Annotated in this window: 35 protein-coding genes and 1 pseudogene; 16 read left to right on the top strand and 20 right to left on the bottom strand. The window is 65.4% G+C overall.

The annotated features are described in order from the left end of the window. Positions 1-245 (bottom strand): annotated as a pseudogene (locus tag ACH438_RS45695) (hypothetical protein); the annotation flags it as partial. A gap of 111 nt (positions 246-356) precedes the next feature. Further along, the gene (locus ACH438_RS45700; RefSeq protein ID WP_397017507.1) at positions 357-1,706 is read right to left on the bottom strand and encodes a chloride channel protein; all 1,350 of its coding nucleotides are present in this window, start codon (positions 1,704-1,706) and stop codon (positions 357-359) included. Between the two features lie 181 nt (positions 1,707-1,887). On the opposite strand from ACH438_RS45700, the gene ACH438_RS45705 reads away from it, so the two are divergent. Continuing rightward, positions 1,888-2,367 carry a MarR family winged helix-turn-helix transcriptional regulator gene (locus ACH438_RS45705; protein ID WP_397017509.1) on the top strand — a complete coding sequence of 160 codons (480 nt, stop codon included), beginning with the start codon at positions 1,888-1,890 and terminating at the stop codon, positions 2,365-2,367. A gap of 45 nt (positions 2,368-2,412) precedes the next feature. On the opposite strand, the gene ACH438_RS45710 is transcribed toward ACH438_RS45705, so the two are convergent. The 4 genes from ACH438_RS45710 to ACH438_RS45725 all read right to left on the bottom strand — a co-directional run bounded on the left by ACH438_RS45710 (position 2,413) and on the right by ACH438_RS45725 (position 5,657). Further along, a complete protein-coding gene (locus ACH438_RS45710) occupies positions 2,413-2,877 on the bottom strand; it encodes a nitroreductase family deazaflavin-dependent oxidoreductase (protein WP_397017511.1) in 465 nt (154 codons plus the stop codon). A gap of 37 nt (positions 2,878-2,914) precedes the next feature. Further along, the gene (locus ACH438_RS45715; RefSeq protein WP_397017513.1) at positions 2,915-3,787 is read right to left on the bottom strand and encodes an ABC transporter permease; all 873 of its coding nucleotides are present in this window, start codon (positions 3,785-3,787) and stop codon (positions 2,915-2,917) included. After that, positions 3,784-4,383, bottom strand: coding sequence for a TetR/AcrR family transcriptional regulator (locus tag ACH438_RS45720; RefSeq protein WP_397017515.1), 600 nt, complete (start codon positions 4,381-4,383; stop codon positions 3,784-3,786). Before ACH438_RS45720 ends, ACH438_RS45715 begins: the two co-directional genes overlap by 4 nt. Before the next feature lie 170 nt (positions 4,384-4,553). Then, positions 4,554-5,657 (bottom strand): agarase, encoded by a 1,104-nt coding sequence (locus ACH438_RS45725; protein ID WP_397017517.1) that lies wholly within the window; start codon positions 5,655-5,657, stop codon positions 4,554-4,556. A gap of 163 nt (positions 5,658-5,820) precedes the next feature. Here ACH438_RS45725 and ACH438_RS45730 point away from each other — a divergent pair, with 163 nt between their 5' ends. Further along, on the top strand, positions 5,821-6,795 hold the full coding sequence (locus ACH438_RS45730) for an amidohydrolase family protein (RefSeq protein WP_397017519.1): 975 nt from the start codon (positions 5,821-5,823) through the stop codon (positions 6,793-6,795). A 1-nt stretch (position 6,796) separates the two neighbouring features. Beyond that, a complete protein-coding gene (locus tag ACH438_RS45735) occupies positions 6,797-7,243 on the top strand; it encodes a MarR family winged helix-turn-helix transcriptional regulator (protein ID WP_397017521.1) in 447 nt (148 codons plus the stop codon). Between the two features lie 22 nt (positions 7,244-7,265). Here the strand turns inward: ACH438_RS45735 and ACH438_RS45740 are convergent, their stop codons facing one another. After that, positions 7,266-7,709, bottom strand: a complete 444-nt coding sequence (locus ACH438_RS45740) for a MarR family winged helix-turn-helix transcriptional regulator (RefSeq protein WP_397017523.1) — start codon at positions 7,707-7,709, stop codon at positions 7,266-7,268. A gap of 65 nt (positions 7,710-7,774) precedes the next feature. On the opposite strand from ACH438_RS45740, the gene ACH438_RS45745 reads away from it, so the two are divergent. Both ACH438_RS45745 and ACH438_RS45750 read left to right on the top strand, forming a co-directional pair. Beyond that, entirely contained in the window at positions 7,775-8,008 is a 234-nt protein-coding gene (locus ACH438_RS45745) for a hypothetical protein (RefSeq protein WP_397017525.1), read from the top strand. Between the two features lie 75 nt (positions 8,009-8,083). Then, positions 8,084-8,533 carry a MarR family winged helix-turn-helix transcriptional regulator gene (locus tag ACH438_RS45750; protein WP_397017527.1) on the top strand — a complete coding sequence of 150 codons (450 nt, stop codon included), beginning with the start codon at positions 8,084-8,086 and terminating at the stop codon, positions 8,531-8,533. Between the two features lie 44 nt (positions 8,534-8,577). On the opposite strand, the gene ACH438_RS45755 is transcribed toward ACH438_RS45750, so the two are convergent. Next, a complete protein-coding gene (locus tag ACH438_RS45755; RefSeq protein WP_397017529.1) occupies positions 8,578-9,234 on the bottom strand; it encodes an AraC family transcriptional regulator in 657 nt (218 codons plus the stop codon). Here ACH438_RS45755 and ACH438_RS45760 point away from each other — a divergent pair. Both ACH438_RS45760 and ACH438_RS45765 read left to right on the top strand, forming a co-directional pair. Then, positions 9,160-9,795, top strand: coding sequence for a hypothetical protein (locus ACH438_RS45760; protein WP_397017575.1), 636 nt, complete (start codon positions 9,160-9,162; stop codon positions 9,793-9,795). The two genes, ACH438_RS45755 and ACH438_RS45760, sit on opposite strands and share 75 nt — an antisense overlap. 102 nt (positions 9,796-9,897) lie before the next feature. Continuing rightward, on the top strand, positions 9,898-10,095 hold the full coding sequence (locus ACH438_RS45765; protein ID WP_397017531.1) for a TetR/AcrR family transcriptional regulator: 198 nt from the start codon (positions 9,898-9,900) through the stop codon (positions 10,093-10,095). A 47-nt stretch (positions 10,096-10,142) separates the two neighbouring features. Here the strand turns inward: ACH438_RS45765 and ACH438_RS45770 are convergent, their stop codons facing one another. Beyond that, positions 10,143-11,030: an SDR family NAD(P)-dependent oxidoreductase gene (locus ACH438_RS45770; RefSeq protein ID WP_397017533.1), complete on the bottom strand. Its 888-nt coding sequence runs from the start codon at positions 11,028-11,030 to the stop codon at positions 10,143-10,145. Between the two features lie 112 nt (positions 11,031-11,142). On the opposite strand from ACH438_RS45770, the gene ACH438_RS45775 reads away from it, so the two are divergent. Continuing rightward, a complete protein-coding gene (locus ACH438_RS45775; RefSeq protein ID WP_397017535.1) occupies positions 11,143-11,721 on the top strand; it encodes a TetR/AcrR family transcriptional regulator in 579 nt (192 codons plus the stop codon). 277 nt (positions 11,722-11,998) lie between these two features. Here ACH438_RS45775 and ACH438_RS45780 read toward each other — a convergent pair whose 3' ends face one another. Both ACH438_RS45780 and ACH438_RS45785 read right to left on the bottom strand, forming a co-directional pair. Next, entirely contained in the window at positions 11,999-12,652 is a 654-nt protein-coding gene (locus tag ACH438_RS45780; RefSeq protein ID WP_397017537.1) for a TMEM175 family protein, read from the bottom strand. Positions 12,653-12,714: 62 nt separating this feature from the next. Next, positions 12,715-13,089 carry a winged helix-turn-helix transcriptional regulator gene (locus ACH438_RS45785; protein ID WP_397017539.1) on the bottom strand — a complete coding sequence of 125 codons (375 nt, stop codon included), beginning with the start codon at positions 13,087-13,089 and terminating at the stop codon, positions 12,715-12,717. A 97-nt stretch (positions 13,090-13,186) separates the two neighbouring features. Between ACH438_RS45785 and ACH438_RS45790 the strand changes: the two genes are divergently transcribed. Together ACH438_RS45790 and ACH438_RS45795 are read left to right on the top strand one after the other, a co-directional pair. Then, positions 13,187-14,083 (top strand): alpha/beta fold hydrolase, encoded by an 897-nt coding sequence (locus ACH438_RS45790; protein ID WP_397017541.1) that lies wholly within the window; start codon positions 13,187-13,189, stop codon positions 14,081-14,083. A 23-nt stretch (positions 14,084-14,106) separates the two neighbouring features. Next, positions 14,107-14,454, top strand: coding sequence for a putative quinol monooxygenase (locus tag ACH438_RS45795; protein WP_397017543.1), 348 nt, complete (start codon positions 14,107-14,109; stop codon positions 14,452-14,454). 29 nt (positions 14,455-14,483) lie between these two features. Here ACH438_RS45795 and ACH438_RS45800 read toward each other — a convergent pair whose 3' ends face one another. Then, positions 14,484-15,332: a helix-turn-helix transcriptional regulator gene (locus ACH438_RS45800; protein WP_397017573.1), complete on the bottom strand. Its 849-nt coding sequence runs from the start codon at positions 15,330-15,332 to the stop codon at positions 14,484-14,486. A gap of 157 nt (positions 15,333-15,489) precedes the next feature. Here ACH438_RS45800 and ACH438_RS45805 point away from each other — a divergent pair, with 157 nt between their 5' ends. Then, complete coding sequence (locus tag ACH438_RS45805) at positions 15,490-16,425, top strand: SDR family NAD(P)-dependent oxidoreductase (protein WP_397017545.1); 936 nt, start codon at positions 15,490-15,492, stop codon at positions 16,423-16,425. Positions 16,426-16,453: 28 nt separating this feature from the next. Here ACH438_RS45805 and ACH438_RS45810 read toward each other — a convergent pair whose 3' ends face one another. Both ACH438_RS45810 and ACH438_RS45815 read right to left on the bottom strand, forming a co-directional pair. Continuing rightward, positions 16,454-17,158 carry a tetratricopeptide repeat protein gene (locus ACH438_RS45810; protein WP_397017547.1) on the bottom strand — a complete coding sequence of 235 codons (705 nt, stop codon included), beginning with the start codon at positions 17,156-17,158 and terminating at the stop codon, positions 16,454-16,456. A gap of 24 nt (positions 17,159-17,182) precedes the next feature. Then, on the bottom strand, positions 17,183-17,959 hold the full coding sequence (locus ACH438_RS45815; RefSeq protein WP_397017549.1) for a hypothetical protein: 777 nt from the start codon (positions 17,957-17,959) through the stop codon (positions 17,183-17,185). A 266-nt stretch (positions 17,960-18,225) separates the two neighbouring features. Between ACH438_RS45815 and ACH438_RS45820 the strand changes: the two genes are divergently transcribed. Further along, on the top strand, positions 18,226-18,516 hold the full coding sequence (locus ACH438_RS45820) for a hypothetical protein (RefSeq protein WP_397017551.1): 291 nt from the start codon (positions 18,226-18,228) through the stop codon (positions 18,514-18,516). A gap of 38 nt (positions 18,517-18,554) precedes the next feature. Here the strand turns inward: ACH438_RS45820 and ACH438_RS45825 are convergent, their stop codons facing one another. From ACH438_RS45825 to ACH438_RS45835, 3 genes are all read right to left on the bottom strand, one after another. After that, positions 18,555-19,505: a GlxA family transcriptional regulator gene (locus ACH438_RS45825; protein ID WP_397017553.1), complete on the bottom strand. Its 951-nt coding sequence runs from the start codon at positions 19,503-19,505 to the stop codon at positions 18,555-18,557. A gap of 339 nt (positions 19,506-19,844) precedes the next feature. Then, entirely contained in the window at positions 19,845-20,252 is a 408-nt protein-coding gene (locus ACH438_RS45830; RefSeq protein WP_397017555.1) for a PPOX class F420-dependent oxidoreductase, read from the bottom strand. A 111-nt stretch (positions 20,253-20,363) separates the two neighbouring features. Then, the gene (locus tag ACH438_RS45835) at positions 20,364-21,311 is read right to left on the bottom strand and encodes a bile acid:sodium symporter family protein (protein ID WP_397017557.1); all 948 of its coding nucleotides are present in this window, start codon (positions 21,309-21,311) and stop codon (positions 20,364-20,366) included. A 365-nt stretch (positions 21,312-21,676) separates the two neighbouring features. Between ACH438_RS45835 and ACH438_RS45840 the strand changes: the two genes are divergently transcribed. Beyond that, positions 21,677-22,345, top strand: a complete 669-nt coding sequence (locus ACH438_RS45840; RefSeq protein ID WP_397017559.1) for a DUF5753 domain-containing protein — start codon at positions 21,677-21,679, stop codon at positions 22,343-22,345. A gap of 252 nt (positions 22,346-22,597) precedes the next feature. On the opposite strand, the gene ACH438_RS45845 is transcribed toward ACH438_RS45840, so the two are convergent. The 3 genes from ACH438_RS45845 to ACH438_RS45855 all read right to left on the bottom strand — a co-directional run bounded on the left by ACH438_RS45845 (position 22,598) and on the right by ACH438_RS45855 (position 24,797). Beyond that, a complete protein-coding gene (locus ACH438_RS45845) occupies positions 22,598-23,059 on the bottom strand; it encodes a carbonic anhydrase (RefSeq protein ID WP_397017561.1) in 462 nt (153 codons plus the stop codon). 56 nt (positions 23,060-23,115) lie between these two features. Next, entirely contained in the window at positions 23,116-24,084 is a 969-nt protein-coding gene (locus tag ACH438_RS45850; protein ID WP_397017563.1) for a GlxA family transcriptional regulator, read from the bottom strand. Between the two features lie 113 nt (positions 24,085-24,197). Further along, positions 24,198-24,797, bottom strand: coding sequence for a nuclear transport factor 2 family protein (locus tag ACH438_RS45855; protein WP_397017565.1), 600 nt, complete (start codon positions 24,795-24,797; stop codon positions 24,198-24,200). 82 nt (positions 24,798-24,879) lie between these two features. Here ACH438_RS45855 and ACH438_RS45860 point away from each other — a divergent pair, with 82 nt between their 5' ends. From ACH438_RS45860 to ACH438_RS45870, 3 genes are all read left to right on the top strand, one after another. After that, positions 24,880-25,644, top strand: coding sequence for a COG4280 domain-containing protein (locus ACH438_RS45860; RefSeq protein ID WP_397017567.1), 765 nt, complete (start codon positions 24,880-24,882; stop codon positions 25,642-25,644). Further along, complete coding sequence (locus ACH438_RS45865; protein ID WP_397017569.1) at positions 25,641-25,829, top strand: hypothetical protein; 189 nt, start codon at positions 25,641-25,643, stop codon at positions 25,827-25,829. Before ACH438_RS45860 ends, ACH438_RS45865 begins: the two co-directional genes overlap by 4 nt. 378 nt (positions 25,830-26,207) lie before the next feature. Continuing rightward, positions 26,208-26,396, top strand: a 189-nt coding sequence (locus ACH438_RS45870) for an FAD-dependent oxidoreductase (protein ID WP_397017571.1), incomplete at its 3' end; no start/stop codon positions are given.

Genomic DNA, 26,396 nt, shown 5'->3' on the forward strand with positions numbered 1-26,396 from the left:
ACATGTGGATTGGCGACGCGGCCCGCCGCGGAATAGTCGTCGTGACCGGACAGCAATCGCGTGAAAGACACGATCAGCCAGCGGAATACGATCGCACCGCCGCCCGCGCCCGCACCGATCACCACGGCCAGCGCGACCAGTCCACCGCCGCTCTCCCGCATCCATTCCCACACCGGAACTCGCGCCGGTACCGGAAGCGACCACCGCCGTGCCGGCGCGGCGGACAGCGTCTGTGTTGCTGCCATTTCGAAACCCTCATCACCCTAAAAACTTGCAGTATGCAAATATTGTAGTGTGCGTGTTTACTGGTCGGTCGCCCAGGGGCAGCGCAAGGACACCGACACGCCGACGCCGGGTCAGCGACCGGACCGCACATCTTCACGATCGGAGTCAGGCACCACGGCCGAGGGAATGCTGCGCAGCAGCACCCCGATATACGGTGACCTCGACGAACGCAGCATGCTCACCGCAACGGCCGGTACCGCGGCTACCATCAGCGGCAAAGCCATGACGTAGTCACCGGTGAGTTCCAGCAACAGCACCACCGCGGTGATCGGAGCCCGAGTCGCGCCGATCAGGGCCGCGCTCATCCCGATCAGCGCATAGTGGCCCGGCGCGCCCGCGACACCCGGAAGCAGCCGGGATATCAACTCCCCCAGCGCTTCTCCCCCCATCGCCCCGACGAACAGGGTCGGCATGAACACCCCGCCGTACCCGCCGATGCCCAGTGTCAGACCGGTCGCCAGCATCTTTCCCAACATCAACACGACCAGCATGCCGACCGCATACCGTCCATCCACTCCGGCGCTGATCACCGGGACACCCACCCCGTACAGCGGCGGCACCGCCAACAGCAGCGCACCCAATACCGCGCCTCCGACGATGGGACGCGCCCACTCTGCGCGGTTGTGCCACAACAGATCTCCACCTCGGACGATCATGTGGAGCAGCGCGGAGAACCCGACGCCGAGCAAACCTGTCACCGCACCGGTGACTGCGTAGAGCCCATAGTTGGCCGCACCCGCCGCGGGAATGTCGATCGCGCGGAACAACCGGGCGTCACCGAGCAGCAGGCCGCTCACGGCGGCCGCGGTCAGCGCGGCCGACAGCGCGGCAGCGAACGCCTCGGCGGCCAGGGTGTCCAGCACGATCTCGAGGGCGAAGCACGCTCCCGCCAGCGGGGCGTGGAAACTGGCGGCCAGCCCACCGGCCGCACCCGCCGCGATCAGCAGCCGCATGCGCTCCGGACGTACCCTGGCCAAACGGGCGAACCCGCCACCGAATGCCGCCCCCACCTGCACGATCGGGCCGGTCCGGCCCACCGAACCGCCCCCGCCGATGCACAGTGCCGCCGCCAGCGCCTTCACCAATGCCCTGCCGACCCCGGCGGGCCTGTCACCGGTATCGACCCGATAGGTGGCCTGCCGCATCCGGACACCACTGTTCTCCCGCACCAGCCACGCGGTCAGCGGGCCGTAGACCGAGCCGGCCAGCACTGGCGCCGATACCAGGAACAAGCCACCGAGCCACGGCCAATGATCAGTCGGCATCCGGCCGTGCGATCCGTATCCGGCCTGACCGGTGAACGCCAGGGTGCAGCAGAGGATGAGCCAGCGGAAGAACACCGCGGCCAGGGCCGCGGCCGCGCCGACGGCGGCCGCCTGAGTGACGAGGCCGAGCCAGACCCGACTCCACGAGGCCGCCATCGCCGCAGTATGCCGGACCCGATCGCGGCGATCGGCCAGCCACACCGTGTCGGCGCTACCACCGCCCGGGACGCGCCACCGACACGGCATTCCACGCCGACCGCGAGGCGGAAACACCCATCACGGGCAGACACGGCACGATAGTTATACAGAACACGAAGTCTCTCGGAGGTGGAACACCATGGCGAAGGACGCGGTGATCGGCGAATCGGCCGATGAGATCACCGACGCACTGCTGGCGGCTTCCCGGCTGCTGGTCGCGTTGTCCGCGCGCTCGATCGCGCTCGTCGACGAGTCCCTCACCATCCCGCAGTTTCGGATGCTGGTGATCCTGTCCACCCGCGGGCCGTCGAAGGTGGTCGCCTTGTCCACGGCGCTGGGCGTACAGCCTTCCACCGCGGCGCGCATGATCGACCGGTTGGTCTCCGCGGGCCTGGTGAATCGGGAGCCGAATCCGGACTCGCGCCGCGAGCTCATCATCGAGCTGACCACCCTGGGCCATCGCGTCGTGGACCGGGTGACCAGCCATCGCCGCCGCGAGATCGCCTCGGTCGTACAGCAGATGCCCGAAGCCGATCGAACCGGCCTGGTGCGCGCGCTCACCGCGTTCACCACCGCGGGCGGCGAGCCCCACCCCGGCCTCGACAGCTATCAGATCTGACCGCAGCGCAACCGATCTCGACGGCGCCTGTTCTTCCCGACGTCACTACCCCATGTGCAGTCGCACCATGGGCAGCACGCCCACAGGCGTTCCGGTGGCCGCCTCGATCGTGCCGCGCAGCTTGTTCCAAGCCCGGGGATGGCGCTCGATGTAGTGGTCGAGCGCCTGACTGGATTCCTCGGCCGTCATCGGTGTCGCCGCAGCGGGCACGTTGCGGTGGATGCCGGTAGAGACGTGAACGTGAGGGTTCGCGGTGACGTTGCGATACCACTGGGCCGCGGTGCCGAATCCGGACACCACGATGTACTCCGCGGGTGCGGGATGATCGACCACCTCGAGGACCACGTAGCGGCGGGCTCCGGAGCGGCGGCCGGTGTGCTGCAGCATCAGTAGCCGGGAACCGAAGAGGAATCCGAGACCGGCACGGTAGAGGCCGATCGGGGCGCGGACCACCCATCGGGTGCGTAGTGCTCGCGCGCCGAACTCGGCGCTGCGGCTGGGTGTGTTCATAGTGAACTCCTTTGATACCGAGGTTGTTTCGGGTCGGCTATAGGGCTCGTTCACGGACGACGTGGGCGATATCGATCCGTCCGACCAGGCGGGCCGCGGGCAGTTGCGACAGTGCAGCCACGGCCAGCACCGCGAGGACAGCCAGTACGGGGGCGGCGAGGCCGAAGGACAGTCCGAAGGTGAACATGTCACTGGTGAACGAGCGCAGCAACGCCCAGGCGGCGAAGTATCCGGCGATCAGCCCGAGCGGGACGGCCAGCAGGGTTGCGGTCAGGTTCTCGGCCGCGAGGGCGGCGGACAATCTGTGGACCGGTACTCCCGCCGCCCGCAAGGTAGCCAGTTCGGTGGTGCGTTCGGCCAGGTTGACCGTCATGGTCACGTAGATGACAGTGAATGCGAGCACGGCGCCGAAGACGAGCATGGTGGCGATGAACACCCAGAACAGTCCCAGGAATTTGTCGATCTGGTCCTGCACAGCGCGAGCATCACTGCAAGCGACCACACCGGGAGTGTCAGTCACGCTGGCGCGCAAGGTATTCCGATCGTATCCCGCGGCGAACCGCAGCAGATATCCGTGCAGACTCGCCCCGCCGAGGTCGGTCGCGGTGGTCTCGGTCGCGTAGGCGAAGGCGCCGAGCGGCTCGTCGATCAGGCCCGCCAGCCGCTCTACCCGAACCGTACCGAGACTCGTTGTGACAGTGATTGTTTCACCGACCGAGACGCCGAGCTTGTGCGCTATCGACGCACCGATGAGAATGCCGGTCTCGGGGAGGTGCCGGGTACCGCCGCCAGGAGTGCGGAATCCGTGCATCACGGTCTCCGGTGTCAGCCCGTTCAGCGTGGTCGAATACGAGCGCCCACCGGCCGACAGCGTAACCGGCATCAGTGAGGCAGGCTCGACAGCAGTCACGCCGGGTATCGAACGCAGTTGCGCGGCAAGCCCGTCCGACGGGGTCGAGGTGATGACCGTGGCGTCCTCGAGTTCGACCTCGCCGAACCCGGGTCGATCATCCGGTGCAGAATCAGCCCGTCGAGCAGGGCCACGATCACGACGGCCGTCGCTTCCGGATCAGCCACCGTGCTGTTGTCGCGGAACCATTGCGCCATCGCCGCCCGTCCGTCCGCCGCCAGCCGTCCCAGTTCCACCCGCAACCGCTCATGGCGCGTGGCGGCCAGCATCATCTCCGTCATCGCCACCGTGACCGGATCAGCAGCGGTGTAGGCGGCGATGGCGGCGAGCATCCCGCGCATCGCATCCGCTCCCGGCACGGCCAGCACGGCCGTGTTCACCGACTCGTACTCGTGCCGGGCAGTGTGTACCGACGCGTCGATCAGCAGGTCGGTGATCGAGGAGAAGTGGTAGTGCACCAGGCCCGGTCGCACCCCGGCCCGCTCGGCGACCAGCCGCGTGGTGACCGCACCCCAGCCGTGCTCGGCGACGAGATCCACCGCCGCCGCCATGAGGCGGGCGCGAGTCTCGCGACCCTGCTCGGCTGCCGTGACCACCGGACCTCCCGCATTGGACGATCGCCCTGGGCGTATGCCCAAACTACCAGTAACAATGGCACTATGCAACAATTGCACTCACCAAAGCTGGACAGGAAGCTCCACCCGCCTGTGCCCTACATCGGCGGGGACAGGATTGCACCCGCAATCCCTGGGCTCTGAGCGCCGAATCAGTCGAGCAGCAGAACGCCGTGCCCCAGGTCTGCGGTGGTGGCCTGGTTGAATTCGGTGACGGGCTCGGTGAATTCGAGGTAAGGCTCGTCGCTGGGATCCTTCATGCCGACGCCTCGCGCTGGATTCTCCAGGTAGCCACACCAGTGCCAGCCGAGTAGCCACGGGCGAGAGGCGTAGGCCGTGATCGTTCGCTGGTAGTGGGTGGCTCGGCCGCGTTGGTCGGGGATGTCGGAGGCGCGGTGGGGACTTGTCGGTGTGGCGCACCAGTTTCCGGTGTCGGCGATCAGGATCGGCTTCCCGGTCTGTTCGTAGAGGCCGTCGAAGGTGTCGAGGGCCTGCTGGAGTTTTCCCGCGTCGGCGCCGGTGAAGACTTGTACCGACCAGGCATCGACGTAGGGTGCCGCCGCCGCGAGCACCGGTTCGGGCATCCCGGCCACGACACCGTAGCGGTCGCCGAGGATCAGATGGTGCGGGTCGTAGCGGCGGATGGCGGTGGTGACGGCACGGTAGTAGGCCTGGGCCAGCTCGTACAGGCGATCAGGGGAATCCGAATCGATGAAGCCGGCCCCGGACGGATGGTTTTGCCAGCGTGGGGCATCGGTGAGGACGTATCCGAGCAGAAGTGGGTTGCCCGCGTGAGGTAGCACGTAGCGGCGGGCGAGATAGTCGCAGTATTCGGCGAAATCCGGCGACTCGACATCACGGTAGGCGGGAAATCCGTTCCAGGACTCGATTTCCAACGGCCGCAGGGGCACACAGAACGGCAACTGCGCCATCAGGTAATCGGGCGCCGGCCACCCGCTGCTGTGCGCGATGTCGACCGGGGTGCCCGCGGCGGCGAGGACGCGTCCAGACACGACTTCCTCGGTCGCGCTGATCGTGTTGAAGCCCCACGCGCGCAAATCTGTTTCCAAGCCGTCGCGTACCCAGGCCTCTTTGCTTCCGTAGCGCTCGCGCCACAGGTGCAGATTGTGCGGGTACATCAGGTTGGTCTCGTCTGCGTGCGCCACACCGACGCTGACGAATTGCGCTCCGGCCGGGTCGACGAATGTCCAACGGGCTCGGTTCTTTTGGATCCGGAACGCCGCGTTGTGGGTCATGGCATCACCACCTTCCATTCGACCGTAACAGTAATAGTTACGACTGCTTGGGTCACCTCCGGGATCCAGTTTGACTGTCATCTGATTGATATCATTTGACAGGCATCACTGGCGGCACTAGATTAGCTGTCATTTGATACCTATTGGGATCGGACGGAGGATCATGCCTCTCATCGCCATCGAGGAACACTGGATCTCATCGGAGCTGACATCCGCTCTCAACGGTGTACCTCACCCGGACGAGAGCCTCGCCTTCAACGAGATGGGCGATCACCGGCAGCGGCTGGAGGACTTGAGCGACGGCCGGATCGCCGCGATGGACACGCAAGGAATCGACGTCTCGATTCTCGCCCTGACGCCGCCCGGGACGCATCCGCTACCACCCGAACAGGCCGTGGATCTCAGCCGCGCCGCCAACGACATGGCGAGCGCGGCCGTCGAGAAGTACCCGACCCGATTCCGGTCGCTGTCGACCCTGCCGATGTCGGCTCCGGAACGCGTGGCCGACGAGCTCGTCCGCGCTGCCGGGCAAGGCCACGTCGGCACGATGGTCTACGGCCGTTCCGGCGACCGTTTCCTCGACGACCCGGCCTACGAGGATTTCTTCGCCGCTGCCGCACAGCTCGGCCAGCCAGTGTTTCTCCATCCGCAGATCCCCTCCGACGCAGTGCGTGACGCCTCCTATCGCGGCTTCGACACGATCACCAGTCTCGGCCTCGCCACCTTCGGATGGGGCTGGCACCTGGACGCCGCGACGGCGGCCCTCAGGCTCATCCTGAGCGGCACCTTCGACCGGCACCCGGAGTTGCAGCTGGTCCTCGGACACTGGGGTGAGATGCTGCTGTTCTGGCTGGACCGGGCAAACAGCCTCTCCCGCGTGGCCGGCCTGCAACGGTCGGTCTCGGACTACATCCGCACGAACTTCTACATCACCTCTTCCGGCATGCTGAACCCCGCACTGCTGCAGCACGCCCTGTCGGTCACCTCCATCGACCGGCTGGTCTTCTCCACCGACTACCCGTTCCAGCACCCGACCCAGGACGAGATCGCCACCTTCCTCAGTCATTTCGCCTCCGATGAAGATCGGCGAAAGTTCTCCTCCGCCAATGCCGTAGCGCTCTTCGGCCTCGATCTCTGAAATGGACGAGGAACAGACATCGAGGCTGTTCGAGCTCGCCGACCTGATCCTGGCGGTGGGCCGTCACATCGAGGCGTCGAAAGAAGCCGGAGCCGCATCCGGAACACCGCTCGAGGGAGCGGTGATGCGTTATATCGACCGGAACCCGGGCACGACGGCCAGCGCGGCCGCCGAGGCAACGCAGTTGATCTCGAGTAACTTCAGCCGGGCGGTGCGCCGCCTGGAGCAGGCAGGCTTCGTGCGTCGCGAAGTCGATGCGCACGATGCGCGGCGGGTCCGGCTCTACCCCACCGAAAAAGCACAAGAAAACCTGCAGCGGCTGCGTGAACTGTGGAGCAGCCTCCTGCACGAGGCCGTGGCCGATCCCGACGAAATCGATGCCACCATCACAACCTTGCGGCAGATCGAGACCACCCTGGTTGCCCGACCGAGCGACGTGGCGCGGTAACGCCGCCTGACGGTGCCGCCGGTCAGTGCTCGTCGAGGACCCTGGCCAGCAGCTCGACGACGGTTTTCGCTTCGGCGGGTGAAAGACTGCGCATCAGGTGACTTTGAGCGTGGGTGAGGTGGGCGTCGAGTCGTTCGAGGTGTTGTTTGCCTGCAGGGGTGAGCGTGACGATGTTGCGGCGGCCGTCGGTGGGATCGGGGCTGCGGTCGAGGTAACCCTGTTCCACCAGTTCACTGACCGCCGCAACGACATCGCTGCGATCGATCCCGGTGCATCGGCCCAGGTCGGCTTGGCTCGACGGACCGAATTCGTCGAGTGCGGCCAGCATCGCGAAGTTGTAGCGCCTGGAACCCATATCCGCGAACACCCGGTCGGTCAGCCGATTGGCGGTCAGTGCCGCCTGGTTGATCACCCAGCTGGGCAGGGCCCGCAGCCGGGCGGGGGTCGGCTTCACCGAGTTGTCCATGACTCCAGATTACCCGACTCATTGGCAAGGCCATCAAATCCAAGTATCGTTGGCCTGCACCATCATTGGACAGTCCATCTAGTAAGGTGGGGCTGGCCGCGCTGACCACTGCGGCCGCCACCGCCACCAGCCACGCCATCGCCATGCACTCCACCAAAGGTGGACTCACACAAGGCTATTCGGCGGCCTTCGTCGTAGCCACCGGGCTGTACGCGCCGCGCCTGCTCGTCACCGTCTTCTTCGTGAAACCGATGCGGCACCGACGGCCGGTGATTCAACGCCGAGAAGCCCAAATTTAGTTGGCTCAGCCAACAAACTCTTATATCATTGGACTTGCCATCATTGGCAGCACCACCTTTTTGAGAGGATCTGAGATGACAGAGAATGTGGCGCCCCGCCGCGGCTTCGGACAGCAACTCGGTGAAACGCATCGTCAGGTAGGCAAACTGTTCGACCAGTCGGTGACCGAATACGACCTGGACCTGCCGACGTGGATGCTGTGCGTGTTGCTCAGGCAGCAGACCACCGCGCTGGCCATCGACGACGTGCTGCGTGAGCTCGCGCAGCGCGTCGATCTGCCGGAAGGCGACGCGCGCAAGACAATCCAGCACGCCGAGACCGCCGGCTACGTTCGACGCAACTCCGTCGACGGAACCACCATGATCGAAATGACCGAAGAGGGCACGGCACGATTCGCGAAGGTCTTCACGAGCGCACGTGCTGCCACCGACGCAGCCATCGAAGGCATCGAGCCGGACGCTCTCGAAACCGCATACACGGTGCTGCAAGACATCGAGAAGAGCGCCATCGGCCTGCTCGGATAGCCGCGCAGACATGGGGCCTTGGCGGTATCGAACCGCCAAGGCCCTCATGTCTGTTGAACTCGGGTAACCGCCCCGCCCAGATCATCGAGTTCACCCGACCGTCGGTATGCGCCTGGAGGAACCCCGAGTTGGCGAGCGAAGGCCTTGCGGAAGGCCACTTCGGAGGTATAGCCGAGTCTGCCGGCGACCGCGGAAACGGTTGCGCCGGTTCGCAGCAGACGCGCGGCGTGCTGCATGCGCCATTGCGCGGCGTAGTTGATGGGTGATTCGCCCATCAACTCGGTGAACCTCGAAGCGAACCGTGAGCGCGACAAGGCAACCGACAGGGCGAGTTCGTTCACGGTCCATTGCCGCTCGGGCGCACGATGAATCAGGCTCAGCGTGTGGCCTATCGCGGGATCGTTCAAGCCCCGCAACCAATTTCGATTGTCAACCGGCTGTTGTTCCACCCATGCACGGATCATGTGGATGAACAGGATTTCGGTGAGGCGTCGCAGCATCGCCTCGGCACCCGGACGCCGAGAACACGATTCCCGCGCGATCATCGCCACGAGATCGGCGGTTTCCGGTGACAGCCGACCGTCTGCGGCCTGGATATGCATGACCGCCGGCAATGATCCCACCAGATGCTGGTGCCGCCCGCGCGCGAGTCGCATTACGCCGCAGAGCATCACGGTCGTGGCCTGGGAGATATCAGCCATGCCGTCCTCGTCGGCGCCGACGAGGACAGTCGACACCAACTTCTGTTCGTCGATCTGTGGACCAGCGCAGGGGGTATGGAGAACTTCTTCGGCAACCCGTTCGCCCAGCAAGCCGGCGACCGGTTGTTCTCGTCCAGGGAGGAATCCGAGTGGCACCGGGCACCCGATGGATCGGACTATCACGTGCCGATACCGGAAGAACTCGACACGGTCATCTCCGCCTTCTTTCGCGCACCGGTATCCGTTGGAGCGGAGCCGAATCCGGATTTCGCCGACTCGATCTCCGAACAGCTACAACCTGCGCGACGCCGAGGGCAGCTATCGCACACCCTGTACCGGCATCAGCGCGACACGGTCTCCGATCGTCCGTCGTCCAACGCCCGCTGGGCCCACGGGCAGCGCGTTGATCACCCCGTCCCGGACTCGGAGGTCCTCGTATTCGACTCGTGGCCCAGCACCGACGGGCTCGACGAGTACTACAAGCTCTTTGCAGAGTTCCCTGCCATCCACGCCGGCGCGCTCACAGTGTGGCGGCGGGCGGAGGGATTCATCGAATGGTGACCGCACAGCGGCGATTCGAGGGCAAAGTCGCTGTCGTGACCGGGGGGGGCGCGAGCGGCATCGGATACGCCGCAGCACAGCGAAGCCACTTCCACCGGTGACGTGGACGCTCGCGCCGAGGTCACTCGCGGCGCCCTCTACCACCATTTCGCGGACAAGGACGCGCTGTTCCTCGCAGCCTACGAATCGATCGAGGAAGAGGTTGCCCAGCGGCTGATGATCGCAGCCGATCGAGAGACACGACCGGACAACCAGATGCGCTCGGGTGCCGGCGCCTTTCTCGACGCCTGCCTGGTTTGATGCTCATCTGGCCTCGGCGGAGACCAGCCGGTCACGGTCAATCGACGCTATCGTCCGACCGGGGACGACAAAGGCGCGAGGCGCTCGCTGAGGCGGGTGACAGCGGCGGCGATACGTGGATCGGTCGCCGGCCGGAACGGTGGGATCGGCTGGGCTTCGGGTCCGATGACGATCCCGGTGCGGCCCGTGAGTGAGGCGTCGGTGGCGGCGAAGATCGACGGTTGCGCCGCGACCGAGGCTGGGCCCGAGGTCGAGCGGGCGAATTTCCGCGCGACCAGTGGCCAGGCCAGGCGTAGTGCCGGGGACACGATCTTTGGGTGACGCATGGTGCCGTCGGTCATGGCGGTGGCGGCGCCGCCGGGGTCGGCGGCGAAGACCGAGATTCCTGAACCGTCCAGGCGCGCAGCCAGTTCCAGTGTGTAGGCGAGGTTGGCTAGCTTGGCGCGGCCGTACCAGTGGAAGCCGTAGTAGCCGCCGGGCGGTTCGACGGCTTCGAAGGAGCGCTTGGCGACGCGGACCGCACCCGAGGTCACATTCACGATCCGGCTGGGCGCGCCGGCCCGCAATGCCGGCAGCAGGAGTTCGGTCAGCAGGTAGGGCGAGAGGTGGTTGACCGCGAAACTGGCTTCGATTCCGTCTATCGTGTCCTGGCGATCGGCGAACATGGCCCCGACATTGTTGACCAGTACGGTCAAGGGTCCCTCGGCGACGATGCGATCGGCGAGCGCGCGGACCGCGGCGAGTGACGCGAGGTCGGCGCTGAGGAAACGCGCGGAATGTGCTGTCGCTCCGGCATTTATGCGCTCGATCGCGTGGGCGCCGCGTTCGCCGTCCCGCCCGATCACCGTGACCTCGAAACCGGCTGCGGCCAGTCCCACAGCGGTTTCCAGGCCGATGCCGCCGGTACCGGCGGTGATGATCGCTTTCTGCTTCATGGCTGATCCTCCAAACGATCTAAGCGGATTACTTATCCGCTTAGACAGACCATAACACTAAACGGATGATGTATCCGATTGGATGAGTGATCCGCTTGGCTATGATCGAGCGATGAGCAGCAGAGTCCAGCAGCCGCGGTTGCGTGCGGATGCCGCCCGCAACAGGGATCAGGTACTCGAGGCCGCGCGCGCAGCGGTCGATGACGGCGATATGTCCTTGATGCTCAACGAGATAGCGCGGCGCGCGTCCGTCGGCGTCGGCACCGTGTATCGGCACTTCCCCACCCCTCGGCACCTACTGGAGGCGGTGGTCACCGATCGGCTCACCGCACTCGTAGGCGAGGCCGAGGACGCCGCGACCGACTCCGATCCCTGGAACAGCCTGCAGCGGCTCACCCGCGCCACGATCTCCCATCTGCTTGCAGACGCGGCCTTGGCCGAGGTACTGGGCGCGGCGAACGATGCTGACACGCAAACCACCCAGCTCAAATACGCCCTCGCGACCATCGCCGATGCAATCCTCGACCGCACTCGCCAGGACGGCCATATTCGCACCGATGTCGACGCCGACGACTTCCGCCGCTTGGTATGCGGAATCATCTACGCCGCCCGCCTGGGTGACGGCGACCCCGGCCCACGCGCCGACAACTACCTGTCGATCACCCTCGCGGGCCTGCGCACCACCGACTGACCGCCTTCACGTCAAGCCGGTTCACTCTTTCCGACCGGGCACCGTTCACATGTTGGCAACCACATGGATGTGAATCGTCCACTTACTCAAGGACATTCGGGTCTACTATGGCAAAAGGTCGCGGTCCGGGTGCCCGCCTGCAGCGGCCTGGCTCGCCGATCGTCCACTCCCGCTGATCGGCGATGTCGTCGATGCCGCCGGTTCCAATCCCCCTGCCCGGCGGTATCGCGAATCATCAAGTCGCATAGTTCAATTCGCCGCGACGGTCGCCATCGAATCAACTTGCCTCGGTGCCGCGTGTACCCCAGCGGCGCCGCGCCGCACCCGGCAGCGGCCCTGTCACCACCAGAATCAGCAGGGACCACATTCCGACGTGTGGCAGTGCGACGGCTATGACCAATGCCAGGACCGCAGCGGCGACGGTGATCCGGTGGCTGGCCAAATCCGCGGGTGTCAGGTCGGCCCTGTTGGTCAGCAGACCGCTCCGGTAGAGCAGCAGTTCTTCGACTCGTGCGATGACCATCGCGAAAACGATGACGCCGATATAGATTCCGATGGCCAGGCGATCGTTGCGGCGAGTATAGACGTCGAGCACGGTCGTAACCGGGATGGCGACCATCGCCAGCAGCCACAGCATGTTCACCCGGATCAACAGCGGGGTATATCCGGTGGCGCGCTCGAACAAGCGATGGTGGTCGCGCCAGAACGCGCTGATGATCACGAAGCTGATCCCGGCCGCAGTCAGCGCATAGGTGTTGTCCGCCAAGAACTTCGAAGCGCCGGAATCCCGCACGTCGCGCGCACTGTCGACCAACGGCAAGGCAATCAAGGTGATCGCGATGGCCACCACCGCGTCACTGAAGAAGACCAACCGCTCCAACCCGCGCTCGCTGTGCGCCGAACCTGACGAGGCGTGCTCCCGACCATTCACGACGCGACCGTAGTACATCGCGCCGCGATGTGCGGGGCGAAGATCATGACGCAGCCGAATGACTATTGCGGGGTGGACGATTCGTCGATCGTCGCCATGTTCTCCTCGGCCCAGGCGCGCAGCGCTGAGAGTGGAACCTCGAGCGACAGGCCCAGGTCGGTCAGCCGGTAGTGGACCTTGGGTGGGACGGTGGGTTCGACGCGGCGGGCGATCAGGCCGTCGCGGATGAGTTGTTGCAGTGTCACCGAGAGCATTTTCTGGGATACGCCCGGCATGCGGCGTTGTAGTTCGGCGAAGCGGACCTCGTGCGGGTCGGCTTCGGCGAGGAGTTTGACGACCATGGACACCCATTTGGTGCCGATGCGGTCGAGCAGTCGCCGGGTTGGGCAGGCCGGGTCGAAGAGATCTCCGCGCCGGACTGCGGGCCGGGTAGTCACCTGGACCTCACCACCTGAGTCGAAAGTGCCGTCTTGGCTGATGCGTGAAGGTTTCTTACCTTCATGTAGTCACTAATAGTAACCAGGAGGGGCGATCATGACTCAGTCACTGTCCGAGGTTTCACTGCGGCGCGTATCGGTGAACGGCATCGGCATCAATGTCGCCGTTGCCGGTTCGGGACCGGCGGTCTTGCTGCTGCATGGCTTTCCGCACACTTGGCAGCTGTGGCGCGGGGTGATGGATGCGTTGGCGCCGGCGTATCGGGTAATCGCACCGGATCTGCGCGGGCTCGGTGCCAGTGATCGGCCTGCCGGCGGCTATGACGGCGCGAATCTGGCGGCCGATGCGGTCGGGCTGCTCGATGCACTGGAGGAGCCCGACGCGGTGGTCGCCGGTATCGATGTCGGTGCGGCACCGGCGTTCTTAATGGCGATGGGGCATCCGGAGCGGGTTCGGCAGTTGATCCTCATGGAGGGGTTGCTGGGTCGGCTACCCGGCGCCGAGGACTTTCTGCGCGCGGGGCCGCCGTGGTGGTTCGGCTTCCACGCGGTCCCAGGCTTGGCCGAGACCGTCCTGGCCGGCCACGAATCCGCCTACATCGACTGGTTTCTGACCACGGGCACCCTCGGCCGCGGACTGCCCACCGAGCTGCACGCAGCCTTCATCTCCGCCTACACCAACACCGATGCGCTGCGTGCGGCCTTCCTGCATTATCGCGCTCTCCCCGAGACCGCACGCCAGATCGAAACCGCCGCCGCTACAACACGATTGCGGGTGCCGACTCTCGCTATCGGCGCTCATCCGGTCGGCGACGCACTCGCCCGGCAACTCCGACCATTCTCCGACGACCTGACCAGCCACGTCATCCCCGACTGCGGCCACATCGTTCCCGTCGACGGCCTGCCTGCTCTACGTACGCTGCTTACCGAATTCCTCACCGAAAACGCGGCATCACCCGGCTATCCCGCTGGAACTGCGGGCTCAATCTGTTAGCCGGTACATGATCAAATGGGGTCATGAGCTTTTTCGTGCGAGTTCGATTCGATGTCCACGATGGCCGTCAGGCCGAGTTCGAGGAAGCTGCGCTCGCGCTGCGCGCGCAGGCGCTCGAGGAGCCCGAAACCCTCACCTATCGCTGGTTTTCCACCACGCCCGGCAGCTATGTGGTGATCGAGGAGTATGTGGACTCGGACGCGGCCATGGCGCACAACGAGCGGGGTGAGAAGTTGCTCGAGCAGGTGTTCGAGTGTGCGGAAATGGTTTCCGCGGACATCTACGGACCCATCGGGCCCTGGGTGCGCGAGTGGGCCGGCACCCGCCCGCAGGTGACCCTCTACCCTGACTTTCCCGCCGAGGTGAAGTAGACCGCTCACTACAGGTAGGCGGCGACCGGTCACTGATCGATCAGTGACTGGTTGCCGAGAACGATTGCGAGCGCTAGCCGTTCGGCGTCGGCTGTCTCGGGTTCCACGGTGTACATCATGATGCGCAGATCATCGGCGGCAACGAGGAGCGTGTCGCAGTCCAGGGTGATGCGCCCGACGTCGGGATGGTCGATGACCTTGTGCCGCCCGTAATCCTGATGTATCTCAGCGGTACCGGCTTCCCAGAGCTCGACGAAGCGCGGGCTCTGCCTGGAAAGGTCGCGGATCAGCTGTTTCAGCCGCCTATCGGCGGGATAGCGGGCAGCGGTCAGCCGCAGGTCGGCGACCAGTCGAGCCTCGAATTCGGCTTGTTCCTCCCGGGTGTGGACCGCGCGCGTTCCCGGACCGACGAGGTTGCGCCACAGGCTGTTTCGTTCGAGCCCACGCCAACTCGTCGTGTGCCCCATCAGCGCGTCGTAGGGCGCATTGGCCACGACGAGCGTCCATGTGGCGTCGTACACAGCGACCGGAGTGTTCGCCAGCCGATCGAGCAGGCGCTGCACGCTCGGTGTGATGCGCGACGAGACGACGCCAGGTCCTGGCGTGACGTGTCCGGCCAGCCGGAAAAGCAGGTCCCGTTCAGCGTCGGAAACGCGCAATGCCCGCGCGAGCGCCTCCACGACCTGCACCGAGGGCGAGGTGGCCCGGCCCTGTTCGAGCCTGGTCAGATAGTCGACCGAGATCCCGGCCAGCCCGGCGAGCTCTTCGCGGCGTAGCCCCACCGCGCGTCGCCGTCCGCCGGCCCCGATGCCGACGTTGCCCGGCCGCACCCGGTCACGCCAGCGGCGTACCGTCGTACCGAACTCCCATGAGTCCATTTCTCCACTGTGCCCGACCCGGATCGGGGTTGTCCTGGCCCTGGCAGTCCTACGAAAACCGGACGACTGCCTGACCGGCCCGCTCCGGCCGAGACTCGAACTACGAGGTCCGCCGGACACGACCGGCGTCCAACGGCAGAACGACGAACGGAGAATCATGAACTCGATCGCATCCGGCACCGTGTTGATCACCGGGCCGACCGGCGGACTGGGCCGTGCCGCGACGATGTCGATGGCCAACCGCCCGGTCGGCGAACGCCCCGATCTCCTGCTGGTCGGCAGGGCCGGTCGAGCACTGACCGAAGTGGCCGCGGAGGCCCGCATGGCCGGCGCAGTAGTGCGCGAGATCGGCTGCGACCTGGCTCGGCTGTCCGACGTTCGTGCTGCCGCGCAGCAGGTCCGGGAACTCCTGAACGACGGCGCGGTGCGCCCGCTGCACGGTGTGGTGGCCAACGCCGGTCTCTCGACCGCTGACACCCACACGGCGTCAGCCGATGGCTACGGACTCACCTTCGCCGTCAACTACCTCGCGCATGCGCAGCTCATCGGCGATCTGCTCGACTCGTTCACCGCCCCGGGCCGTATCGTCCTGCTGGGTTCGAACACGTACTACGAGAACATCTTCCGCCGCATGCTGTCGGTAGCACCGGCCGATTGGCGCGACCCGATCGAGCTGTCCCGCCCCACCGCCGCGGACGTGCCGGCCACGCTGAAGCTCAGCGGAACCGCGTACTCCAACTCCAAACTCGCGATCCTCTACTACGCCCACGAGCTGCAGCGCCACGCGCCGGCAGGCGTGAACGTCACGGTCTTCGAACCGGGTTTCATGCCGGGCACCGGTCTGATGAGAGGCCACGGCGCAGCTGCCCAGCGAATCGGACAGGCCATCGGCCGACTTCCCGGTGTCTCCTCACCGGATAGTTCCGGCCCGGCACTCGCCTCGATCGTGCTCGATGACCGCTGGGCGCACCTGCACGACGGCGCCTTCGTGGTCAAGGACAAGGAACGCGAGGTGCAGCCCTTCGCGAGCGATCCCGACCGCGAAGCCCGACTGTGGGACGCCACAGCCGAACTCCTCAAATCAGCCGCCTAGTCCCGGCACCCGATTGCCATCGCTGGTGTCAATCGTTCTTCGGGTGCCAGGTCTTCCAGTGGAGGTCGCCCTCGCCGTGGCCGGTGGAGACGTCGACATCGTCGGTGGTCGCCTCGTAGGTTTGTTTGGTCTGGGCGGCCAGTTGCTGGATGGCTTTGAGGTTTGTCCTGGCCAAGCCCGCCTGCTGCGGGTGTCCGGAGTCGACTGCCGCTTGGAAGGCGGCCACGGCTCCCGCTGTGTCGTGCAGGTCGTTGAAGAGGACGAAGCCCAGGTTGACCATTGCCTTCGGGCCGATCTCGGGATGTCCCAACTCGATCGCGGACCGATACCCCGCGACCGCCTGCTCTGGTGCGTGCCGCTGTTGGTAGAGGGTGCCGAGGTTGAACCAGGCATTCGGTGCGTGGTCGCGGTGTCCGGTGGCGATGACGGCCCTGTAGGCCTGTTCCGCTCCTGCGGCATCGCCTCGGCCGGCGAGTGCGATGCCGAGTGCGAGTCCGGCGCTGGGCGACCATTCCGGATGGTGGGCCTCGACCGCCCTGCGCAGGACCGGTTCGGCTTCGGCGAAGTCGTTGCGCTGCAGGAACAGTTCTCCGAGCAGGCCTGCGGCCCGGGGTGACCATTCCGGGTCGCCGGCCAGCATGGAGGTGATCAGTGCGCCGCGGGCGGATTCGAAATCGCCGCTCCGGGAAAGGGATAGCCCAACGACGAATGCGTTCTGGGCGGACTCGGACATCCCGTCATTGTTGCAGCGGCCGGATCAATCGGCCAGCGGTGAGATGAATTCCTGCGCAGTCGATTTCGCTTGGCGAGCGAGTATCGCGATGCCGGCGAGCATGGGAATTGTGACCGCGAGGGAGACCCAGCCCGTTCCGAGGCCCAGGCCGTCCGAGCGAGACGAAGCCAGCCAGTCCGTGACCGATGCACCGAGCGGGCGGGTCACGACGTAGGCCGACCAGAACGCCGCGACCGCTCCCATCCCGAACCAGCGGTGGGCGATGGCGGGTACCGCAATGGCGACGCCGAACAGGATTGCCGAAGGGAGATAACCCAGATGCAGGGTTGCGGCGGTCAGGTCTCCGGCGACGGTTCCGAGGGCGAAGGTGGTCATGACGGTGGCCCAGTAGTAAGCCTCGCGGCGGCGAGTCGTAATGCTGTGCACCGACAGGGTTTTCTCGCTCCGATACCACAGCGCCAAGATGCCCGCGAGAAGTGCCGCGAATACGACAGTGGATATCGGCAGCGGAATGCCGACCACGAAATCGACAATGTCGGCGAACATGGTGCCCACGATGCTCACCATCACCACCGCGGTCCAATACGTCCACACCCGGTAGGCCGGTGCGCGGAATTGCAGCCACAGGCTCAGGCCCAGTAACAGCAGGCCGCCGCCGACCGCGGCTTCCGGCGGCAGGGTGTTGACCAGGAAGTCCGAGAAGGTCTCCCCCATCCCGGTGGAGAGGATCTTGATCGCCCAGAACAGGGCGGTGATCTCCGGTACTTTGCTCAGCAGCGTCCGCGCAGGCGAAACGGCCACTGTCACAGGTTCTCTCACGCGCCCAGCCTGTCAGCCCCGCGCTGAGAAACCGCTGTGATCGCCGAGTTGCCGAAGGTGGCAAGATGTGCATGCCGTCTTGCCGCCCAATCGGTTTCGGGAGCCGGCCTAGTGGGGCCGGCAGGTGAATAGAACCGGCACAGTAATCCGCTGTCGCGCAGGCGTGCAGCCCCGACTCCCGGGGGCACCGTGTCGCCGTTCCCGCGCCTACATTGGGAAGCGGTACGCCTGTACGGGAGGGGGAGCCCGTGAGGTATCCCAGAAGCTGGATTTACTTTATATGGGCGCTGTGCTGGTGGACCGGCGGCTACATATTCGACTTCGTTGTCTATTACCAGGCTTGGCCGATGTGGCTGCTCGGCATCGGCGCGGTCCTGTGTGTGGTGGGTGTGCGCCGACCGGACTCTTGGTTGCGCCCTCTGGAGCGGAGGCGCATGCGGAAAATGCGTGAGCAGGACGAGATCCGGATGCTCGAGGCCCGCAAAGCCAAGGCTCGCAGGAAACGCAAGTCCGGCAAAGCCAAAAGACGACGCCGCTGACCCAGCCCTTTCGAATCACAGTCGTTCGCAGTGCCTGATCAGGACACGGCCCGTACCTCTTCGTCCTCCGATACCACTGCCGAGCCGGTGGATCGGAAGCGCTGCTGGTATTTGCTCGGTGAGATGCCCAGGCGGGCAACGAAGGCCCGGCGCAGGGCTTCGCTGTTGCCGTATCCGGCGGTGATGGCTGCTTCGGTGACGGAGTGGCCGGCGTGCAGGAGGTCGCGCGCGGTGCAGAAGCGGACGAATCCGAGGTATTCGGCGGGTGAGCGTTCCAGTTCCGAACGGAACAGGCGGGTGAGGTGACGGGGGCTGACTTGTGCGTGTGCGGCCAGGGTTTGCACGGTGTGCGGGTATGCCGGGTCCGCACAGATGAGGTCCACTGCTCGTCGGACCAGGGCGCTGCGTGGGGCGGGGCCGCTGAGTGAGGCCGAGAATTGCGATTGCCCGCCGGGTCGCTGCATGTAGACGACCAAGGATTGTGCGACCCGGCGTGCGATGTCGGGTCCGTGGTCCTCCTCCACGAGCGCGAGTGCCACATCGACGCCGGCCACGACTCCGGCTGAGGTGTAGAGGTTTCCGTCGCGGACGAAGATGGCGTCGGGCTGGACGTCGGCCTTCGGGTATCGGTGGGCCAGTTCACGCGTGAACTTCCAGTGGGTGGTGGCCTGCCTGCCGTCGAGCAGTCCGAGTTCGGCCAGGACGAACGCACCGCTGCAGATCGATACGAGCCGACGCGTTTTCGCCGAGAGGGCGCAGGCGGCGGCGAGGACCTCGGCGGTGACGAATCGGGTGGGTGGCAGTTCGCTGCCCGGGATCACGATCGTGTCGAATCGTCCGGCGTCGGCGGCCGCGCCGTTCACTTCGATCCGGTTGCCGATCGAGGTCTGCACGCTGGCGCCATCGGTTCCTAGGTCGATGATCTCGGGTGGCCCCCACGCGAGCACATTGATGCAGTCCTCGTCGACCACGAAGTACTCGCGAAGCACCTCGCGTTCACCGGAGAAGAAGTAGGGGCGCTGCCGTTCCAGATCGAGCCATCCGCCTCGAAGAACTTCCTACAACCAGCCGTTGGGCTGGCTGTAGGTGTTCCAATATTCGGTGAGGTCTCCTTCGTCCAATACTCGGAACCCCACCGGTCGGCGGAACACGACACTGGGGGGCGAACCCCGGAGGAGGTTCAGACTCTCCAGCGGGGCCGGACTCGATAGGCATTAGACCGATCATGCCGGGACTGCGGCCGTGTATCCGCGAGCGACTCGATGTGTCATCAGTTGGGGCTGCTGGTCTTTCGCACCCATATTCGGCGTCACAGGGCCCAGAAGATTTCAGAGGTACCCGAGCACCTTGGTGGGTGTGATGCGCACGATGACGCGTTCGGCGTCGTTGACGGATGCGGGGTTGAAGTCGGTGTACTGCTTTCCGGTGTATTTGATCGACATGTGGTCGGCGAACACCATCTCGGGGTCGGGGGTCAGGGTGACCGTGCCGCGGACCTCGGCGTAGGCGTAGGGGTTGTCGGGTGGGTTGATCATCACCGTCACCCGGGGATCGCGCTGCATGTTCTTGTACTGCTGGCGCGACACGGTGGTCGAGTACAGCAGATCACTGCCGTCGCGGTCGAGCCAGGTGATGGTCAGGTGCGGCTGCCCGTCACCACCGATTGTGGCCACCGTGACGAAGGCTCTGCCGGAATCCACGTACTTCTTCAGCTCATCGGAAAATTCCACAGTCACGCTGCTGCCAACTCACCGTGGGACGCCGGAATTCCCGGGCGACAGGACCGTCGTACCCTTCCGAACTACTGTTCGAGCCACGCACCGGCAACCATTCCCCCGGGCCCGCCCTCACACGGCAGCAGGCACCGGCGCAGGCCGATTGCGGCGGGCGAACAGCGACGCCGCCACCGCGGCAGGCACATTCATCAGGACCCCGTACACCGCCCCCGGCACCGCCAGCGCCGTACTGTGCAGCACCGAGGTGGCCACCGTAATGGCCAACGCGCCGTTGTGGATTCCGATCTCCATGGCCGCGGCGATGGCCTGATCGTTGTCGATTCCGAACAATCGCGGCGCGTAGTAGCCGACCGCCAAGCCGATGATCGCCAGCGACAGGCATACCGCCGACAGCGCACCGATATGGGCGGTGAGAGTGTGGAAGTCGCGCGCTACCGCCCCGACGACCACCAGCGCCAACACTACGATCGATGCCACCTTCACCCCGCCGCGCATGCGCTGCGACCAGTCGGGAAAGCGGTGATGCACCCACATGCCCAGCGCCACCGGCACCAGCATGATCGCGAAAACTTGCGCGAATTTGTCGGGGCGCAAACCAATTCCGGCGCCGCCATCGAGGAACAGCGCATACGACAACCCCACCCACAACGGCAGGGTGAATACCGCCAGCACCGAATTCACGGCCGTCAGCGTGATGTTCAACGCCACATTGCCGCCGGCGACGTGACTGAACAGATTCGCCGAGGGCCCACCAGGTGACGCCGCGAGCAGCAACATACCCGCCGCCAGAGCGCCTTCGAGCCGGAACAGATAGACCAAGCCCAGACACACCGCCGGCATCACGACCATCTGGCACACCAGCGCCACCACCGTCGCCTTCGGATACCGCAGCACCCGCACGAAATCGGCCCTGGTCAACGTCAAACCCAGACCGAACATCACCAACGCCAACGCAAGCGGCAAGAACACCGCGAACAACGAACCCACAACAAACTCCCAATCCAACCGACGTGCCAGTCTGCACTTCGTCACCAAGGTCGACCCTAACCGATCCCCCACAGTTCAGGCGCGAGAGTTATTGCCGCGCAACGAGAGATCCCCGAAATCTCACCACCCAGGCCCGCTCTCGGGGTGAGATATCCAACTTCGAACTCGCACAGTTTGCATCAATACTGCCCTGACCAGCCCGGCGCGCCTGGGCCGACCGCCCCCGGCATCATGGCCCGCAGAACTATGGTCACCCAATCCCGCACCCATCGTGATAAGAACCAACCTCGCAGCGTCGCAACCGAATTCAAAGCCACTGACAGGAATGAATCCGTATAAAGATGCTGGGCACCTTCGCTCTCATGGCTACTCCCCCACCGTCATCCTCGGCGCGGTCCCTCTACCGACCTGTAGCGCAGGTGAAGCGAATTCGAAACATGCTGCTGCCCAGCGTCTTACGATCTAATAATTCGCATCACGACCGGCATACACGCGAGGTGGAACAGATGCAGTACACGCCCTGGCAGCGAACCTGCGCCACAGGACTTGCCCCCTTGCAACGAACCATCCTCGACGAGGAGGCCCGCATCCGGCTCAACCGCACCTGGCAGCCGGAGTTGATCATCGGGCTGGTGCAAACCGAGCGATACGCTCGAGCGGTGCTCAGCGCTTGTATCAGCGTGCTCGGTGTCCCCGATGACGTGGACGAGGTCACCAAGACACGCATGCAACGCCAACGGGTCCTGGATCAGGAGGGCCACGAGTTCTGGTTCCTGATCGGTGAAGCAGCCCTGCGCCGAACTGTCGGCACCCACGACATCATGACCGAGCAACTGGCGCACCTGCTCGATGTGATGCACAAACCCTCTGTCAGCCTCGGAATCGTGCCGTTGGACGCCGAATACCGCGCACCCGGAACGGGATTCGTCCTTCATGACGATTCGCAGGCCTCGACCGAACTGGTCGGCGGAGAAATCATCCTCGACGACCCGGAACAGATCGCGTTGCACACGAAAACCTTCGACATCCTGTCCGGCCAGGCCGTGTACCGCGAAGACGCCCAGCAGTTGATCGAAACGGCAATGCGAACACACCAATCCCGCTGACCTGGCAACGGGGCAACAAAGAGCCACGTTCTGGTGGGAGTCAGCCGAGCAGTGGGAGCCAGGTGCCCGAACTCAGCGCAGGGTCTCGATCAAGAAGTACACCTCGTCGGCCAGATCGTGACGGTGCAGCTATCGACCGCTCTGATGGTGGAGTGATCGAATCGGCCGCACGGGGCTCGCCGACGAGAAACAATGGCGAACCGAAGTCTGCGGGCCGATCTTCAGCACCGGTGCAACCGCCTGAACTCCGGATTATCGGTCCCTCGAACTCGGCGGTACGACCAGGGTGAGGCGTCCGGAGACCGTGACGGCGGGATCGGTGACCGCGGTCGCCCGCAGCATCTCCTCCTCGAAGCCGCGCTGGGTGAAGTCGTGGTTCAGCTTGTCGTCGGCCATCAGGGCCGAACCGCAGTCGGTGTGGTGAATGACGGCGATCTCGAACCAGTCCGCGTCGGGTGTCAGGGTCTCGTGCAGGTAGCTGATCCAGGCGAGATCATCGAGAAACGACGGGTTGGCCCGGCCGCCGACGGTCCGCGCCACGATCGCGTCCCCGAGCCGCAGACCCAGGACGGCGGCGGGGTCGACGCGAGGGTCTATACAGGTCAATACATAGACCTGCCGATTGGGGAGGAACGGGATCTCGGGCAGATGATCCTTGAAATCCGTTGCGGCGAAACGCTTGTTGTTCTCGAGCAGCTCATCGAAGTTGGACATGTACCAACTGTCGCTGTCCAGTCGGGTCGCGATCGTCAGGATCCGGCCACCTGTCGTCAGAGTTGCGCCACCGGGACACGATGGGCGCGGCGGTAATCGGTTGGTGTGGTACCCAGTTCGCGCGCCATGTGCAAGCGCAGATTGCCGGCCGTACCCAGCCCGCATCGTTCGGCGATGTGATCCACCGGCAGGTCGGTCTTCTCCAGCAGCCGCTGTGCTTCCAGCACCCGCTGCCAGGACAGCCACCGCATCGGCGTCATGCCTGCTCGTTCGCGGAACCGGCGGGAGAACGTGCGGGCGGGCATGCCCGCCCGCCGGGCCAGGTCGGTCAGCGACAGCGGCTGATGCAGCCGCTCGATCGCCCATTCCAGCGTGCGGGCAAGGTGATCGGAGTCGTTCCGCACGTCCCGGCGGGGGTCCTGAGCCTGATCTCCGGCTCGGTGGGCGGCGACGACCATGCGGCGCGCCACCGCGTCGGCGGCCTCCGCACCGAAGTCCGTGCGCACGAGGTGAATATAGAAGTCGATGCTCGCCGACTGGCCCGCCCCGGTCAGGATGGTTCCACCGTCGACGAACAGCACGTCCGGGTCGAGCCACACGCTCGGATAGCGCCGGCGGAATTCGTCGGCCTCACGCCAGTGCGTGGTCGCTCGGCGGCCGTCGAGCAGACCGGTGGCGGCAAGCGCGAACGCGCCCAGGCACACCGAGGCCACGCGTGCGCCACGGTCATGGGCCGACCGCAGCGCGGCGCGGACCGCGGCATCCGGATCCACGGTCGGGTAGAAACCGGGCACGATCACGGTGTCGGCCTTCGCCAATGCCGCGAGCCCAGCCGCCGCCTCGATGTCGAAACCGGTCGAGGTCGGGACGGGGCCCGGACTCAGCCCGCACACGGTGAACGAATAACGCTTCGCCTCGTCACGGAATCCGAAGACCTGCGCGGCGGTCGCAAGATCGAAGGCAACCACTCCCGGCAGCGCCAGTGCCACCACCGCGTGCGGGCGCTCGTGCGGCCATGTCGTCACAAAACCATTGTGCGCCACGCGATGCGGCGCGTCAGACCCGGCGTGGCGGGGGCGGACCGTACCGACCCGATCCTCGACGGCCGGCTCCGGCAGGCCGACCGAGAACTGCTGGGTCAGGCGTTGCCGGCGCTCGCCAGGACCTCGGCCAGTATCAGCGGGTTGAGGTAGTCGCGGTAGGAGACCACGAGGCCGTCCCTGATCCGGAGTACCGCGATGATGGTTTGGTGAAACGGTGCGCCCGTGGGGATTACGGTGCCGTGGACGTCGTATTCGACGATCACCACCTGCGGGTCGACGGTCTCGTGGACGACCGTGTTGCGATACTCCTCGAACCTGACCAGGCCCGCGCCCTGGCCGGTCATGAACGCGCGGATACCCTCGCGGCCCTCCACGCGGCCCGGGATGCCCGCCGGCTGGAAGGGCCATTCGATGTAGCCGTCCGGCGCGAACAGGTCGACGAAGGTTTCGGTGTCCATCTCGCGGCCCGCGCGCAGGACCCGCTCGCCGAAATCGGCGAATCCCCAGTAGGTCCCACGACTTCCACCGCCTCGGCGAAGCCCATGCTCACGCTCGACGCGAGCGAGGCGAATGACAAGCCCCCGGCTACGGCGCTGCCCACCGCAAACCACCACCGAGAATCCTGATCCTGCAATATCGTTCAGCTGCCCGCATCCACGCTTCGGTGCACCTCGCCCAACCCCGGGGTCGCTCACGCCAGGAATCCTCTGGAACCCTCGATCGAGAAGGCCGCATGAACTCCGACCCGAATTCGGCTCGCCGCACCGGCGGTGGCCGATGAGCGGTGGCAGTTATGCCCTTGTGGTCACCGTATTCCTGGCCTGTGCAGTGGAGGCTGTCGAGGCGCTGACCATCGTGCTGGCCGCGGGGACCAGCCGCGGATGGCGTGCGGCCATGCAGGGTCTGGGCGCGGGCGCGCTGACTCTCGCTGTTGTGGTCGCGATACTCGGCCCGGCGATCCGTTTCATCCCACTGACGGGATTGCGCCTGGTGGTGGGGGCCCTGCTGCTGAACTTCGGGCTGCAGTGGTTACGTAAAGCCGTGCTGCGCGCCTCGGGGTACAAAGCACTCCATGACGAGGACGCCGCCTACCGCCGTGAACTCGCCACGGCCGCATCAGCGCCGATCGGAACGCGCGGCATCGTCGAGGACTGGTATGGGTTCACGCTGTCGTTCAAGGGGGTGTTGCTGGAGGGACTCGAAGTGGTGTTCATCGTCCTCACCTTCGGCGCGAACCAGCACGACCTGCCACTGGCCGGGCTCGGCGCCGCGATCGCGGTCGCGGCCGTCGCGCTCGTCGGTGTCGCAGTACGCGCGCCACTGGCGCGTGTTCCGGAGAAAACCATGAAATTCGTTGTGGGCGTGATGCTCACCGCGTTCGGGCTGTTCTGGTCTGGCGAGGGCGCAGGCGTGCAATGGCCGCACGCGGACGCGGCGCTACTGGTGCTGGTACCGGTTGTTGGCGCCACCGCGATCACCGCGGCGGTGGTGCTCCGGCGAATCCGAGCCGCGGCAGCGCGGAGTACGGAGGCCGAATCATGAACGGGCTCAGAGCGTTTCTCGCGTTCTTTCGCGACTTCATCGTGGGCGACGACCTGGTCGTCGCCATCGGTGTAGCCGCCGGGCTTGCCATAACCGCCACGCTCGTGCACCTGGGATTCAATCCCTGGTGGCTGTGGCCGCTGTTGGTGGCGGCAGTGTTCGCGATCTCGTTGAGACGCCGGTAAGTCACGGCGAATCCTGGCCGTCCGATCCCACGCCACGCCAGGCGTATTCAGCAGACGGGCCGCTGTGCGTCGCTGATGTGCTGCTGGGTTCAGTAGTAGGGCAGCGACATCTTCGGCAGCAAGACGCCTCAGTGCTGTGCCGGCGCAGGGCAACCTCGATGCGGTTGCCCTATTAACAGATTCGGCGGCGGAGTGTCAGCCGGCTGCCAGTGGACATTGCCACACTCCCCCTGACTCGAGAATGAGCCTCGAGAGCGAGGAAAGCATCGACTCCGGCGTGATGGTGGCGGTGCCGCAGTCAGCTGTGTTCGCGGATTTTGTTCTTCGACGGCCGATCATCTCGGTTTTCGATCCTCAATGACTTGATCAGCAACAAGAATGACAATCAAGAAAGTGGTTTTCATGCGAGTCCTCATCATCGGCGGCGGCACCGGCGGCATGTGCCTGGCACACGGACTGAACCAAGCCGGCGTCGAGGTCGCGGTCTACGAACGCTACGGGTCGCGCCGCGACGGCCTCTACGGCTACCGCGTCGGCATCGACCCCACCGGCAACCGCGCCCTCAAA

The organism is Nocardia sp. NPDC020380 (assembly GCF_044386975.1).
Taxonomy (GTDB): Bacteria; Actinomycetota; Actinomycetes; order Mycobacteriales; family Mycobacteriaceae; genus Nocardia.

Bases quoted from the DNA above. Each gene is read 5' to 3' on its own strand.
- ACH438_RS45700 (WP_397017507.1), bottom strand. From the start codon at position 1,706: ATGGCGGCCTCGTGGAGTCGGGTCTGGCTCGGCCTCGTCACTCAGGCG.
- ACH438_RS45705 (WP_397017509.1), top strand. From the start codon at position 1,888: ATGGCGAAGGACGCGGTGATCGGCGAATCGGCCGATGAGATCACCGAC.
- ACH438_RS45710 (WP_397017511.1), bottom strand. From the start codon at position 2,877: ATGAACACACCCAGCCGCAGCGCCGAGTTCGGCGCGCGAGCACTACGC.
- ACH438_RS45725 (WP_397017517.1), bottom strand. From the start codon at position 5,657: ATGACCCACAACGCGGCGTTCCGGATCCAAAAGAACCGAGCCCGTTGG.
- ACH438_RS45730 (WP_397017519.1), top strand. From the start codon at position 5,821: ATGCCTCTCATCGCCATCGAGGAACACTGGATCTCATCGGAGCTGACA.
- ACH438_RS45735 (WP_397017521.1), top strand. From the start codon at position 6,797: ATGGACGAGGAACAGACATCGAGGCTGTTCGAGCTCGCCGACCTGATC.
- ACH438_RS45740 (WP_397017523.1), bottom strand. From the start codon at position 7,709: ATGGACAACTCGGTGAAGCCGACCCCCGCCCGGCTGCGGGCCCTGCCC.
- ACH438_RS45750 (WP_397017527.1), top strand. From the start codon at position 8,084: ATGACAGAGAATGTGGCGCCCCGCCGCGGCTTCGGACAGCAACTCGGT.
- ACH438_RS45760 (WP_397017575.1), top strand. From the start codon at position 9,160: ATGCTGGTGCCGCCCGCGCGCGAGTCGCATTACGCCGCAGAGCATCAC.
- ACH438_RS45755 (WP_397017529.1), bottom strand. From the start codon at position 9,234: ATGGCTGATATCTCCCAGGCCACGACCGTGATGCTCTGCGGCGTAATG.
- ACH438_RS45770 (WP_397017533.1), bottom strand. From the start codon at position 11,030: ATGAAGCAGAAAGCGATCATCACCGCCGGTACCGGCGGCATCGGCCTG.
- ACH438_RS45775 (WP_397017535.1), top strand. From the start codon at position 11,143: ATGAGCAGCAGAGTCCAGCAGCCGCGGTTGCGTGCGGATGCCGCCCGC.
- ACH438_RS45790 (WP_397017541.1), top strand. From the start codon at position 13,187: ATGACTCAGTCACTGTCCGAGGTTTCACTGCGGCGCGTATCGGTGAAC.
- ACH438_RS45795 (WP_397017543.1), top strand. From the start codon at position 14,107: ATGAGCTTTTTCGTGCGAGTTCGATTCGATGTCCACGATGGCCGTCAG.
- ACH438_RS45800 (WP_397017573.1), bottom strand. From the start codon at position 15,332: ATGGACTCATGGGAGTTCGGTACGACGGTACGCCGCTGGCGTGACCGG.
- ACH438_RS45805 (WP_397017545.1), top strand. From the start codon at position 15,490: ATGAACTCGATCGCATCCGGCACCGTGTTGATCACCGGGCCGACCGGC.
- ACH438_RS45810 (WP_397017547.1), bottom strand. From the start codon at position 17,158: ATGTCCGAGTCCGCCCAGAACGCATTCGTCGTTGGGCTATCCCTTTCC.
- ACH438_RS45840 (WP_397017559.1), top strand. From the start codon at position 21,677: ATGCTGCTGCCCAGCGTCTTACGATCTAATAATTCGCATCACGACCGG.
- ACH438_RS45845 (WP_397017561.1), bottom strand. From the start codon at position 23,059: ATGTCCAACTTCGATGAGCTGCTCGAGAACAACAAGCGTTTCGCCGCA.
- ACH438_RS45860 (WP_397017567.1), top strand. From the start codon at position 24,880: ATGAGCGGTGGCAGTTATGCCCTTGTGGTCACCGTATTCCTGGCCTGT.
- ACH438_RS45865 (WP_397017569.1), top strand. From the start codon at position 25,641: ATGAACGGGCTCAGAGCGTTTCTCGCGTTCTTTCGCGACTTCATCGTG.